This window comes from Actinomadura violacea, assembly GCF_017573465.1.
Lineage (GTDB): Bacteria > Actinomycetota > Actinomycetes > Streptosporangiales > Streptosporangiaceae > Spirillospora > Spirillospora violacea.
In genome coordinates this window covers 19,828-33,301 of record NZ_JAGEPF010000042.1, presented here as the reverse complement: position 1 = coordinate 33,301, position 13,474 = coordinate 19,828, and the positions used below count along the sequence as shown (strand labels likewise).

General features: G+C 72.3%; 10 protein-coding genes. 8 read left to right on the top strand and 2 right to left on the bottom strand.

From position 1 onward, the window contains the following. The first annotated feature begins 4 nt into the window (after positions 1-4). Complete coding sequence (locus J4709_RS46910; RefSeq protein WP_208251980.1) at positions 5-1,015, top strand: aldo/keto reductase; 1,011 nt, start codon at positions 5-7, stop codon at positions 1,013-1,015. A gap of 179 nt (positions 1,016-1,194) precedes the next feature. After that, a complete protein-coding gene (lon, locus tag J4709_RS46905) occupies positions 1,195-3,591 on the top strand; it encodes an endopeptidase La (protein WP_208251979.1) in 2,397 nt (798 codons plus the stop codon). A 56-nt stretch (positions 3,592-3,647) separates the two neighbouring features. Here lon and J4709_RS46900 read toward each other — a convergent pair whose 3' ends face one another. Next, entirely contained in the window at positions 3,648-5,291 is a 1,644-nt protein-coding gene (locus J4709_RS46900) for a GMC oxidoreductase (protein ID WP_208251978.1), read from the bottom strand. Positions 5,292-5,596: 305 nt separating this feature from the next. Here J4709_RS46900 and J4709_RS46895 point away from each other — a divergent pair, with 305 nt between their 5' ends. Then, entirely contained in the window at positions 5,597-6,004 is a 408-nt protein-coding gene (locus J4709_RS46895) for a VanZ family protein (RefSeq protein WP_307802107.1), read from the top strand. Positions 6,005-6,088: 84 nt separating this feature from the next. On the opposite strand, the gene J4709_RS46885 is transcribed toward J4709_RS46895, so the two are convergent. Next, a complete protein-coding gene (locus J4709_RS46885; protein WP_232385116.1) occupies positions 6,089-7,603 on the bottom strand; it encodes a nitroreductase/quinone reductase family protein in 1,515 nt (504 codons plus the stop codon). 179 nt (positions 7,604-7,782) lie between these two features. On the opposite strand from J4709_RS46885, the gene J4709_RS46880 reads away from it, so the two are divergent. The 5 genes from J4709_RS46880 to iolD are packed head-to-tail and all read left to right on the top strand — an operon-like array spanning position 7,783 to position 13,445. Then, the gene (locus J4709_RS46880; protein WP_232385115.1) at positions 7,783-8,955 is read left to right on the top strand and encodes a Gfo/Idh/MocA family protein; all 1,173 of its coding nucleotides are present in this window, start codon (positions 7,783-7,785) and stop codon (positions 8,953-8,955) included. Further along, the gene (locus J4709_RS46875; protein ID WP_208251976.1) at positions 8,952-9,803 is read left to right on the top strand and encodes a TIM barrel protein; all 852 of its coding nucleotides are present in this window, start codon (positions 8,952-8,954) and stop codon (positions 9,801-9,803) included. The genes J4709_RS46880 and J4709_RS46875 overlap by 4 nt, the downstream gene beginning before the upstream one ends. Next, the gene (gene iolC / locus J4709_RS46870) at positions 9,800-10,741 is read left to right on the top strand and encodes a 5-dehydro-2-deoxygluconokinase (RefSeq protein WP_208251975.1); all 942 of its coding nucleotides are present in this window, start codon (positions 9,800-9,802) and stop codon (positions 10,739-10,741) included. Before J4709_RS46875 ends, iolC begins: the two co-directional genes overlap by 4 nt. Further along, positions 10,738-11,598: a 5-deoxy-glucuronate isomerase gene (gene iolB, locus J4709_RS46865; RefSeq protein WP_208251974.1), complete on the top strand. Its 861-nt coding sequence runs from the start codon at positions 10,738-10,740 to the stop codon at positions 11,596-11,598. The genes iolC and iolB overlap by 4 nt, the downstream gene beginning before the upstream one ends. Then, positions 11,595-13,445, top strand: a complete 1,851-nt coding sequence (iolD, locus tag J4709_RS46860) for a 3D-(3,5/4)-trihydroxycyclohexane-1,2-dione acylhydrolase (decyclizing) (protein WP_208251973.1) — start codon at positions 11,595-11,597, stop codon at positions 13,443-13,445. The genes iolB and iolD overlap by 4 nt, the downstream gene beginning before the upstream one ends. Positions 13,446-13,474 lie beyond the last annotated feature (29 nt).

Sequence of the window (13,474 nt, the reverse complement as noted above, 5' to 3'; positions counted from 1 at the left end):
ACGCATGCGGTACATCAAACTCGGAAAGACCGGACTGGAAGTCTCCGCCATCACCCTCGGCTGCATGAGCTTCGGTGAGCCGGACCGGGGCGGCGAGCCCTGGTCGCTGGGCGCGGACGCCAGCCGGGACATCATCAAGCAGGCTCTCGAGAGCGGCGTCAACTTCCTCGACACGGCCAATGGGTACAGCGCCGGAAGCAGCGAGGAGATCGTCGGCCAGGCGGTCAAGGACTTCGCCCGGCGCGAGGAGGTCGTTCTCGCCACCAAGGTCTGGATGCGGATGCGCCCCGGCCCGAACGGTGCCGGGCTGTCCCGCAAGGCGATCTTCGCCGAGCTCGACGCCTCCCTGAAGCGACTGGGGACCGACTACATCGACCTGTACCAGATCCACCGCTGGGACTACGACACCCCGATCGAGGAGACCCTTGAGGCGCTGCACGACGCGGTCAAGTCCGGGAAGGTCCGCTACATCGGAGCCTCTTCCATGTACGCCTGGCAGTTCGCCAAGGCCCTGTACCTGGCTGACCTGAACGGCTGGACCCGGTTCGTGTCGATGCAGGACCACTACAACCTCATCCACCGAGAAGCAGAGCGGGAGATGTTCCCGCTCTGCGCCGACCAGGGCATTGGCGTGATCCCGTGGAGCCCGCTGGCGCGGGGCAGGCTGACGCGGGTCCGGGACACCGCCACGGCGCGTACCGAGACCGACCCGGGCGGCAAGATCCTCTACCGCGACGAGGACCAGGCGGTGGCCGAGCGCGTCCACGAGATCGCGGGCAAGCGGGGTCTGTCCCCGGCGCAGGTCGCCCTGGCCTGGGTCATGCGCAACCCGGTGGTGACCTCGCCCGTCGTCGGGGTCACCAAGCCGGCCCAGCTGGCCGACGCGGTCGCCGCGGTGGACGTCGAACTCGACGACGACGAGGCCGCCTACCTGGAGGAGCCCTACCAGCCGCACGAGGCCGCCTACCTGCAGGAGTCCTTCTACAAGCGGCAGCCTGTGGCCGGCTCCCGGTAGTCCGGGCCCGCCATGGCAAGAGGGTAGGCGGATGGTGATCGCTGAGAGCGAACGTTGCTGAGGAAACAAAAAGCTGCTCCGTTTTCTTGAGTGTGTATGACTCAACTTGGTGTTGGGTTCCCGGGAGACCGGGACGGTCCCTCCCGAGGGGGGCCGCGACGAAGGACTTGGAGCTGAGCATGAGCGAGACCCTGACGCTGCCGGTGCTGCCCCTGGACGACGGGGTTGTTCTGCCGGGCATGGTGGTGCCCCTCGACCTGTCGGAGAGCGGTGAGGTGCGGGCGGCCGTCGAGGCGGCGAAGTCGGTGGCGCAGCCCAAGGGGCCCGGCATCCGGTCGGCGGGCAAGCCGCGGGTGCTGCTGGTGCCGCGGGTGAACGGGCAGTACGCGGGCGTCGGCACGCTCGGCGTCATCGAGCAGGAGGGGCGGCTGCCGGACGGCGAGCCCGGCGTGGTCGTCCGCGGCGTCCAGCGGGTGCGGATCGGGACCGGGACGACCGGGCCCGGCGCGGCGCTGTGGGTCGAGGGCACCGCGATCGAGACGCCGCCCGCGACCGGGAAGGCGCAGGAGCTGGCCAAGGAGTACAAGGGCCTGGTCAGCGCGATCCTGCAGAAGCGCGGCGCGTGGCAGGTCGTGGACGTGGTGCAGCAGATCGACGACCCCTCGACGCTGGCCGACAACGCCGGGTACGCGCCGTACCTGACGACCGAGCAGAAGGTCGAGGTGCTGGAGACGGTCGACGTCGTCGAGCGGCTCGAGCTGGTCATCGGCTGGACGCGCGACCACCTCGCCGAGCTGGACGTCGCGGAGACGATCCGCAAGGACGTCCAGGAGGGGATGGAGAAGACGCAGCGCGAGTTCCTGCTGCGGCAGCAGCAGGAGGCCATCCGCAAGGAGCTGGCCGAGCTGAACGGCGACCCGGCGGACGAGGAGGACGACTACCGGGCCCGGATCGAGGCCGCGAACCTGCCGGAGAAGGTGCGCGAGGCGGCGCTGAAGGAGGTCGACAAGCTGGAGCGGTCGTCCGACGCCTCGCCGGAGGGCGGCTGGATCCGCACGTGGCTGGACACCGTCCTCGACATCCCGTGGAACGAGCGGACCGAGGACGCCTACGACATCGCGGGCGCGCGGGAGATCCTGGACGCCGACCACGCCGGCCTCGATGACGTGAAGGAGCGCATCATCGAGTACCTGGCGGTGCGCAAGCGCCGCGAGGACCGCGGCCTGGGCGTCGTCGGCGGGCGCCGGAGCGGCGCCGTCCTGGCGCTCGCCGGTCCTCCCGGAGTCGGCAAGACCTCGCTGGGCGAGTCGGTCGCGCGGGCCATGGGACGCGAGTTCGTGCGCGTCGCGCTCGGCGGCGTGCGGGACGAGGCGGAGATCCGCGGCCACCGGCGCACCTACGTGGGGGCGCTGCCGGGACGGATCGTCCGGGCGATCCGCGAGGCCGGTTCGATGAACCCGGTCGTGCTGCTGGACGAGGTCGACAAGGTCGGCGCGGACTACCGGGGCGACCCGACCGCGGCGCTGCTGGAGGTCCTCGACCCCGAGCAGAACCACACGTTCCGCGACCACTACCTGGAGGTCGAGCTCGACCTCAGCGACGTGCTGTTCCTCGCGACCGCGAACGTGGTGGAGGCGATCCCCGAGCCGCTGCTCGACCGGATGGAGCTCCTCCGGCTGGACGGCTACACCGAGCACGAGAAGGTCACGATCGCCCGCGACCACCTGCTGCCGCGCCAGCTCGACAAGGCGGGGCTGGAGCCGTCGGAGGTGACGTTCGGCGACGACGCGCTGCGGCTGCTGGCCGCCGAGTACACGCGGGAGGCGGGCGTCCGGTCGCTGGACCGGTCGATCGCGCGGGTGCTGCGGAAGGTCGCCGCGAACGTCGCGCTGGAGAAGGCGGCGCTGCCGGTCGCGATCGGCGCGGGCGACCTGAAGGACTACCTGGGGCGGCCCCGGTTCACCCCGGAGGTCGAGCTCAGCAGGTCCGAGCGGCGGACGGGCGTGCCGGGCGTCGCGACGGGCCTGGCGGTCACCGGCGCGGGCGGCGACGTGCTGTACATCGAGGCGTCGCTGGCCGACAAGGAGACCGGCGACACCGGCGTGACGCTGACGGGGCAGCTCGGCGACGTCATGAAGGAGTCGGCGCGGATCGCGCTCAGCTACCTGCGCTCGCGCGGCGCGGAGCTGGAGCTGCCGGTCGGCGACCTGAAGGACCGCGGCGTGCACGTCCACGTGCCCGCCGGCGCGATCCCGAAGGACGGCCCGAGCGCCGGCATCACGATGACGACGGCGCTGGCGTCGCTGCTGTCGGGGCGGCCGGTCCGCTCGGACGTGGCGATGACCGGTGAGGTGTCGCTGACGGGGCGGGTGCTGCCGATCGGCGGCCTGAAGCAGAAGCTGCTGGCCGCGTCCCGGCTCGGCATCACCACCGCGATCGTGCCGAAGCGCAACGAGCCGGACCTCGAGGAGGTCCCGGCCGAGGTGCTGGCGAGCATGACGGTCCACGCCGTCAGCGACGTCCGCGAGGTGCTGGACCTGGCGCTGGAGCCGGCCACCACGCCCGTGGCGGTCTGACGGAGAACGCGGGAGCGCCCGCACCGGGTCTCCCCGGTGCGGGCGTTTCCGCGCGGTCAGGCCAGGTCGGTCTTGATGATCTTCTCGATGTTCCGCTCGGCCAGCGCGGTGATGGTGACGAACGGGTTGACGCCGGTGCTGCCGGGCACGAGCGAGCCGTCGATCACGTAGAGGCCGGGGTGGCCGGGCAGCCGCCCGTAGGCGTCGGTCGCCTGGCCGAGGACGCAGCCGCCGAGCGGGTGGTAGACGAAGTCGTCGCCCCACACCTTGCTCGAGCCGAACATGTCCGACCGGTAGACGGTGACCGCCTTGCTGTTGATCTTGTCGAAGACGCGCTTGGCGGCGTCGATGGACGGCTGCGTCCAGGACGACTGCCACGACAGGTCGACCTTGCCGGTCCCGGAGTTGAAGGTGAACCTCGCCCGGTTCGGGTTCTTCGTGATCGCCAGGTAGAGGCTGACCCACAGCTCCGTGCCGGCCGGGAAGGGGGCGATCTCGGCGAAGACCGGGCCGTTCGGGTCGCTCCAGTTGTCGATGCCCATCGCCGGGATCGTGGCCTGGTCCGCGCCGGTGGTGTCCCAGATGTGGTTGGCGCGGGCGACCATCACGTTCCCGTTGTTGCCCCAGCCCGCGCCCACCGCGTCGGGCAGGTTCGGCAGGCGCCCCTGCGCCTTCATGGCGACCAGCAGCTTCGGCGTGCCGACGCTGCCCGCCGCGAAGAACACCCGGTCCGCGGTGACGGTCTTGCGCGCGACGGTGTTGCCCGCCGTGTCGATCTGCGTCATCTCCACCGTGTAGCCGCCGCCCTGGGCGGGCGCCACGCCGGTGACGGTGTGCAGCGGGCTGATGGTCAGCCGCCCGGTGGCCGCCGCCGCGGCCAGGTAGGTCTTGTCCAGCGACTTCTTGCCGTAGTTGTTGCCGTAGATGACCTCCTGCGCGAGCGCCGACTTGGGCTTGGTGCCGGCGTCCTCCTGCTTCATGTAGCCGAAGTCGTAGACGTTGGGGACGAACGTCGTGCCGAATCCGGCCGCCTGGGCGCTGTCCCTCCCGACCCGCGCGAACTTGTACCACTTCGTCGACTCGAACCAGGACGTGTCGATGCTGTTGACGCCGAGCGCCGCGTTCGCGCGCGGGAAGTACGTGCCGTACATCTCGTTCGAGTCGACCGACGGCAGGATCTCCTCGAAGTACGCGCGCCTCGGCGTCACGGCCATGCCGCCGTTCACCAGCGAGCCGCCGCCGACGCCGCGCCCCTGGTAGACGCGCGTGTGGGCGAACGCCTCGGAGTCGAGGACGCCCGCGTACCGGCTGATGTTCTTGTTGGCGTCGACGCCGAGGAAGTAGCCGACGGGCTGGTCGGTCCGGTCGCGGAACCAGTAGGACCGCCCGTCCGGCTTGAGCAGCGAGCTGAAGACCTTCCCGTCCGAGCCGGGGGTCGTCCAGCTCTGCCCCATCTCGACGATGTGGGTGGCGATGCCCGCCTGGGTCAGCCGCAGCGCCGCGACCGCGCCGCCGTACCCGCTGCCGATGACCAGCGCCGGGACCCGGTCGCCGTCCGCGAGCGCCTTGCCGGGCGCGGCCGCGGCGGCCGTCCGCCACGACGGCACGAGCAGCGCCCCCGCCGTGACGCCGGCTCCGGCGAGGAACCGGCGCCGAGTGATCCCCGAATTGACGGCATGCTGCCGCCCGTGACCGGCCATGACGCAACCTCTCTCACTGATGACGTTCCGTGAGGGGGCCTCGCGCCGGCCACCCGCGATCGGATGTGACTCCGATCACGGCGAATCATGCGCTTGCTTGGTTCGTCCTGTCAACGGCCGGGTCCCACCGGGATTCGGACGCACGTTAACCCCCCACTGGGACGCCGGAACCGGGCCCGAAATCTCGTCGCGCGCATACCGGGCGGCAGAGCGGGGACCAGCGCGAGATGTTGGTGGAAATGTGGCAGCCGGCGCCCCCGGGCGAAAAGGCCCCCTGGTACGTGCTCGTCCTCCGCGCGTTCGCCGTGACGATCGCGCTCGCCGTTCTCGGCGTCTTCTTCTATTTCGCGTTCAGGCTCACGCTGACGCCCGTCAACGACCACGGCCAGGCCGGCGGCAACCTCCGCCCCGGGCGTTCGCTCCGCTTCTACATGGACCAGCCGACGAAGGAGGCGTTCCTTCAGATCGGCGGGAACCTCGCGCTTCTCGCGCCCCTCGGCGTGCTGCTGCCGATCGTGTGGACGTCACTGCGCGGCCCCCTGCGCCTCGCCCTCCTGACCGGCGCTTTCTCGCTCGCGATCGAGACCGTCCAGGGCGCCGTCGTGATGGGCCGCGCTTTCGACATCGATGACGTCATCCTCAACGTCGCCGGTGTTCTGATCGCCTATTTCCTCCTCGGCCGCCGCCTCTCTAAAAAGGTCCGCGGCTCCTGAGGAGGGCAGAGAATCCACGCCTAAGGTCCATTTCGACGCGTGATTCCGAGCCGTTCTCGAAAGTGTGCGGCGGCGCGTCCGGATTCAGCGGGGCGTCAGGCGGAAAACGCGGAGCTGGCGGTCGGCGCGCTCGACATAGCGGTCATAGACGGGCCAGACGGCGGTGAGGCGCGGCCACGCCTCCGCGCGCTCGGCGTCGTCCAGGAGGTGGGCGGTCACCGCGGTGGCCGCCCCTCGGAAGCTGACCTCGGCGTCCGGATTCTTGATGAGGTTGCCCGTCCACGCCGGGTGCTTCTCGCGGCCGAAGTTGGAGCCGACGACGAGCCAGCCGTCGCCGTCCGGCAGGCACGCCAGCGGCGTCTGGCGGCGCAGGCCGCTGACGGCGCCGGTGGTGGTGAGCACGAGGCTCGGGACGAGGAGCTGGCCCAGCATCGCCCGTCCGCCGGTGAGCTTGTGCAGGGCGCGGTCGACGCGCGGGACGATCTTCGGGCCGACCTTGGCGAACCAGCCTGCGCCGGAGATCCGCTGGAACACCGGGCCCAGGGTGCGCTGGATCAGGGTCGGCTGGGCCATCTTGCGCTCCTCGGTGACGAGCCGGCCGGCCCGGCGGGGGTTGAGGTGTCCGCTCTCGGCCAGCCAGCGCAGGCCGTCCGCGACCGTCTCCTCGACGGGCCGCAGGGTGAGGTCCAGCGCGTCCAGGATCGGGCGGTCGTCGGTCGGGACGAGCGTGACCATGAACTCGGCGGCGTCGCGGGTGAGCGGGTAGTCGAACGGGCGGACGCGCTTGGCGGCGTCGAGGGCGGACCCGAGCGCGAGCATCGCGCCGCTCGGCACCCGGACGCGGCGGCACTTCACGCCGGTCAGCGCGTCGCAGAGGTCGGCGTACTGCGGCCAGGTGAGGTAGCGGCCGCCGAGCACCCAGCGGCTCGCGCCCTGGCGCGACTCCACGGTGCGGGCCAGGGCGGTGGCGAGGTCGCGGACGTCGACGACCGACACCCCGCCGCCGGGCAGCGGCCACAGCTTGCCGAGCGCGGCGGCGAGCCCCTCGTTCAGCGCGTCGAGATGGGGCTGGTCGGGCCCGCAGACGCCGCCCGGGTACACGATCGTCACGGGCGCGCCGTCGTCCTGGAGGCCGCGGACGTACTGCTCGGCGGCCAGCTTGGACCTGCCGTACCCGGTGCGGGGGCTCGCGAGCGGCGAGCCGGCCGTGATGACGGGCCCGGACGGCGGCACGAAGATCCCGATCGTGGACACGTGCACGATGGACTTCAGGCCATGGGCGACCGCGCCGCCGACGACGTTGCGGGTACCGGTGACGTTGACCTCGACCAGGTCGCCCTGCGGGCCGGTGACGCCGATCGAGGCGGCGGCGTGGATCGCGGCGTCGCAGCCGTCGAGCGCGTCGGCCACGGCGGCGGCGTCCAGCATGTCGCCCGGGACCAGCTCGACGTCCTCCGCCCGGACGCCGATCCGCTGGAGCACCCTGCCGGCCTTGCCCGGGTCGCGGACGAGCGCGCGCGGACGGTGCCCGGCGTCGAGCAGCGCGCGGACGGTGTGGGAGCCGACGAACCCGGAGGCGCCGGTGACGAGGACCCGCATGGACATCAAACTAGCGCTTGGTGTGAGCCGTCCGACAGGCCGGGGGCCGCGCCGTCCAGGGTAGTCGGCCGGGTTTCGGACACTTCATTTACCGGCGGGGCGCATGCCCGGCCGTTGACGCCTCTGGAACGCTCCAGCACACTCGGGACTCACCTGACCGCCGACCGGGGAGGGGTTCCATGAGGATCGGACTGGCCGGCGCGGGGCGCATCGGTGCGCGCCACGCCGCGGCCCTGTGCGAGTTGCCCGAGGTGGAGGCGCTGGTCATCGCCGACGCGGACGCCGCCCGCGCCCGCGCTCTCGCGGCCCGCCTGACCGACGCCTGGAGCGGAGCGCCGGCGGAGCGGAAGGCGGCGGTCAGGCCGGCTCCTGCCGGGGGTGTGGGGGGGCGTCCCCCCACCGGAGTACAGAGCGGAGCGCCGGCGGAGCGTGGGGCGGTGCTTGTGGGGGGTCCTTCTTCCGCAGGGGAGCCGGCTCCGGGGTCCGTGGACGTCCGGGCGGTCGAGGAGGTCGGGGAGTTGTTCTCCGCCGGGCTGGACGGTCTCGTCGTGGCCGCGGCGACGGACGCGCACGCCGATCTGGTGGAGCGGGCGCTCGCGGCCGGATTGCCCGTGTTCTGCGAGAAGCCTCTCGCGTCCGATATTGATGGAACGTTCCAAATCGTGGCGTCCGCGAAGAAGGCGGGAGTCCCGGTGCAGGTCGGGTTCCAGCGCCGCTTCGACGCCGGGAACGCCGCGGCCCGCGAGGCGCTCGCGTCCGGGCGGCTCGGGTGGCTGCACACCGTCCGCTCGTGCAGCTTCGACCCCGCGCCGCCGCCCGCCGAGTACGTGCCGACGTCCGGCGGGCTGTTCCGCGACTGCGTCATCCACGACCTCGACCTGATCCGGTTCGTCACCGGCCGCGACGTCGTGCGGGTGATGGCGTCCGGCGCCAACCGCGGCGAGGACTTCTTCCGAGAGAGCGGCGACGTCGACACCGGGTCGGCGATGCTCGTCCTCGACGACGGGACGCTCGCGCAGGTGTCGGCCACCCGCTACAACGCCGCCGGCTACGACGCGCGGCTCGAGCTGTTCGGGTCCAAGGACAGCATCGTCGCGGGCCTGGACGACCGGACGCCCGTCACCGCCCTGCCCGAGCACGACGAGGGGCACAAGGATCCCTACGCCGGGTTCCTCGAACGCTTCTCCGACGCCTACGACGCCGAGCTGCGCGCCTTCGTCGACGTCGTCGCCGGGCGCCGCGCCAACCCGTGCCCGCCCGAGGACGCCCTGGAGGCGTTCTACCTCGCCGAGGCGTGCGAGCTGTCCATGCGGGAGGGCCGCATCGTCGGCGCCGAGGAGGTGCGGCGATGAGGGTCGCCGGCGCGCCGATCTCGTGGGGCGTGTGCGAGGTGCCCGGCTGGGGCCACCAGATGGCGCCCGCGCGGGTGCTGGCGGAGATGCGCGACCTCGGCCTCGCCGCGACCGAGCTCGGCCCGGACGGGTTCCTGCCGGCCGGGCGGGACGACCGGGAGGCGCTGCTGTCGTCCTACGGGCTCGGGCTCGTCGGGGCGTTCGTCCCGGTCGTCCTGCACGACCCGGACCACGATCCGATGCCGGAGGTCGAGCGGGCGCTCGACGGCATGGGCGGCGTGCTCGTGCTGGCCGCCGCGACCGGCCTGGCCGGCTACGACGGGCGGCCGGCCCTCGACACCCGGGCCTGGTCGACGCTGCTGTCCAACCTCGACGCGATCACCGCGCGGGCGGCGCGGCGCGGCCGGCTGGCGGCGCTGCACCCGCACGTCGGGACGGTCGTGGAGACCCGCGCGGACGTCGAGCGGGTGCTGTCCGGCTCCGGCGTGCCGCTGTGCCTGGACACCGGGCACCTGCTCGTCGGCGGCACCGACCCGGCGTGGCTGACCCGGTTCGCCGCCGCGCGGATCGCGCACGTCCACCTCAAGGACGTCGACGCGGCGCTCGCCGCCCGGGTGCTCGACGGCGAGACCGCCTACTCCGACGCGGTGCGCGACGGCCTCTACCGGCCGCTCGGCGAGGGGGACGTCGACGTCTCCGGGATCATCGCGACCCTGGAGGGCGCCGGCTACGCGGGCTGGTACGTGATGGAGCAGGACGCCGTCCTGGCCGAGGAGCCGGTGGCGGGCGCGGGCCCCTACGACGACGTCCGGCGCAGCCTCGACTTCCTCGCGAAGGCGGCCCGATGAGCCATGACCTGATCACGATGGGGCGGGTGAGCGTCGACATCTACCCGGACCAGGTGGGCAGGCCGCTGGAGGACGTGGAGTCGTTCGGGAAGTACCTCGGCGGCAGCCCCACGAACGTCGCCGTCGCGGCGGCCAGGTACGGGCGCGGCGCCGCCGTGATCACCCGCACCGGGGACGACCCGTTCGGCCGGTACGTCCACAAGGCGCTCAAGGAGTACGGGGTGGACGACCGGTTCGTCACGTCCGTCCCGGGCCTGCCGACGCCGCTGGCGTTCTGCGAGATCTTCCCCCCGGACGACTTCCCGCTCTACTTCTACCGCTACCCCAAGGCCCCTGACCTGGAGATACACCCGCACGAGCTGGACCTGGACGCGATCGCGTCGGCCCGCATCGTGTGGGCGACGGTGACGGGCCTGTCGCAGGAGCCCAGCCGCGCGGCGACGCTCCTCGCGCTCGGCGCGCACACGGGCCATGCCGTCATCGACCTCGACTACCGGCCGATGCTGTGGGACGACCCGTCCGAGGCGCCGCAGTGGGCGGGCCGGGCCCTGGAACGGGCGACGGTCGCGGTCGGCAACCTGGAGGAGTGCGAGGTCGCGGTGGGGGAGCGGGAGCCGGAGGCGGCCGCCCGCGCGATCCTCGACCGCGGCCCCGGGCTCGCCATCGTGAAGATGGGACCGGACGGCGTACTCGCCGCCACGCGCGAGCGGACGGTGCGCGTCCCGCCGGTCAAGGTGGACGTGGCGAACGGCCTCGGCGCGGGCGACGCGTTCGGCGGCGCCGTCTGCCACGGCCTGCTCGCCGGATGGGAGCTCGAACGGATCATCGCGTTCGCGGGCGCGGCCGGGGCGATCGTCGCGTCCCGCATCGCCTGCTCCGCGGCGATGCCGACCGAGGCCGAAGTGGAAGCGCTGCTTGCGGAAAGGGCGGTCGGATGAAGCATCACCTGCCGGCGGGCAGTACCGCGGAGGCCCCCTACGGGGTGGTCGTGACGCCGGAGTCGGCCGGCTGGGCGCACACCGCGCTGCGCGTGCTCGACCTGTCCGGCGGCGGCGAGCACACGTTCGGCACCGGCGACTTCGAGGTGATCGTCCTGCCGCTCGCCGGGTCGTGCGCGGTGGAGTCCGACGGCGAGCGGTTCGAGCTGGACGGCCGCGCCGACGTCTTCAGCCGCGTCAGCGACTTCGCCTACGTGCCGCGCGACGCGCGGGTGACGGTCCGCGGCCGGGGCCGGTTCGCGCTGGCCGCAGCCCGCTGCCACGCGCGCCTCGAACCCCGCTACGGGCGGGCCGAGGACGTCCCGGTCGAGCTGCGCGGCGCCGGCACGGCGAGCCGCCAGGTCAACAACTTCGGCACGCCCGAGGGCTTTCCGTTCGCGGAGAAGCTGATCGCGTGCGAGGTGCTGACGCCGGGCGGCTGCTGGTCGTCGTTCCCGCCGCACAAGCACGACGAGGAGGGCCCGGACGAGGCGGTCTTGGAGGAGATCTACTACTTCGAGGTGTCCGGCGACGGCGGCATGGCCTACCAGCGCGTCTACGGGACGCCCGAGCGGCCGATCGACGTGCTGGCGGAGGTGCGCGGCGGCGACGTCGTGCTGATCCCGCACGGCTGGCACGGCCCGTCGATGCCGGTGCCCGGCCATGACCTGTACTACCTGAACGTGATGGCCGGGCCGTCGCCGGAGCGCGCGTGGCGGATCTGCGACGACCCCGCGCACGCGTGGGTCCGCGACACTTGGCCTGAGCAGCCCGTCGATCCGCGGCTGCCGCTCACCTCGGCGAAGGGACGGTCATGAGGTTGACGGTCGGGCAGGCGCTGGTGCGCTTCCTGGCGGCGCAGTGGTCGGAGCGCGACGGCGAGGAGCGGCGGTTCTTCCCTGGCTGCTTCGGGATCTTCGGGCACGGGAACGTGGCGGGGGTCGGGCAGGCGCTGCTGGAGTACGGCGAGGAGTTGCCGTATTACATGGCCCGTAACGAGCAGGCGATGGTGCATGCGGCGTCGGGGTTCGCGCGGATGAGCGACCGGTTGTCGACGTTGGCGTGCACCACGTCGATCGGGCCGGGTGCGACGAACATGGTGACGGGTGCGGCGCTGGCGACGATCAACCGGTTGCCGGTGCTGCTGTTGCCGGGGGATGTGTTCGCGACGCGTCCGGCCAATCCGGTGTTGCAGGAGTTGGAGGACGCGCGGTCGTATGACGCGTCGGTCAATGACTGCTTCAAGCCGGTGTCGAAGTACTGGGACCGCATCAACCGGCCTGAGCAGCTGCCCAGTGCGTTGATGGCGGCGATGCGGGTGCTCACAGATCCTGTGGAGACGGGCGCGGTGACGTTGTCGTTGCCGCAGGACGTTCAGGCGGAGGCGTACGACTGGCCTGAGGAGCTGTTCGCGCGGCGCGTGTGGCGCATCCCGCGCGCGCTCCCGGAACCGGCCGCGCTGGATGAAGCATGCGCGATCCTCCAGGCGGCCGAGCGTCCGCTCATCGTCGCGGGCGGCGGCGTCATCTACTCAGGCGCCACCGACGACCTGCGCGCGTTCGCCGAACGCACCGGCATCCCCGTGGCGGAGACGCAGGCGGGCAAGGGCGCACTGCCCTGGGACCACGCGTGCTCTGTAGGCGCCATAGGCGCGACCGGTACGACGGCCGCGAACGCGTTGGCGCGCGAAGCCGACGTCATCCTCGGCATAGGCACCCGCTACAGCGACTTCACCACCGCCTCGCACAGCCTGTTCGCCAACCCGCGCGTACGGTTCGTCAATGTGAACGTGGCGCGGTTCGACGCGGCCAAGCTCGCGGGCACCATGGTCGTGGCGGACGCCCGCGAAGGCGTCCGGGGCCTGAACGCCGCACTCGACGGCTATGCCGTACCGAACGCGTACAAGCACGAGGCGACCGCGCTCATGGCCCGCTGGAACGCCGCAGTGGACGCGGCGTACGCGCCGCAGGACCGTCCCCTGCCCGCCCAGTCGGAGGTCATCGGCGCGGTCAACGAGATGAGCGGCCCGCGCGACGTCGTCGTCTGCGCCGCCGGGTCGATGCCGGGGGATCTGCACAAGCTGTGGCGGGCGAGCGACCCCAAGGGCTACCACGTCGAGTACGGCTACTCGTGCATGGGCTACGAGATCGCCGGCGGGCTCGGCGTCCGGATGGCCGACCCGTCGCGCGAGGTGTTCGTCATGGTCGGCGACGGCTCGTACCTGATGATGGCGCAGGAGCTCACCACGGCCGTCGCCGAAGGGATCAAGCTCGTCGTCGTCCTCGTCCAGAACCACGGCTACGCCTCGATCGGGAACCTGTCGGAGTCGGTCGGCGCGCAGCGGTTCGGCACCCGCTACCGCGCCCGCACCGGCACGGGGCTCGACGGCGAGCGGCTCCCCGTCGACCTCGCCGCCAACGCCGCCAGCCTCGGCGCCGACGTGCTCCGCGCGTCGAGCGTCGCGGAGCTGCGCGACGCGCTGCGCCGGGCCCGCGAGAGCGACCGGACCACCGTCGTGCACGTCGAGACCGACCCGTACGCGGACGCCCCGGACAGCGAGGCGTGGTGGGACGTCCCCGTCGCCGAGGTGTCCGCGCTCGACTCCACCCGCGAGGCGCGCGCCCGCTACGAGAAAGAGGTCTGGTCGCGCCGCCGCCATCTGTGATCGACTCTCTGTCCCGGCTCACTTTCTCG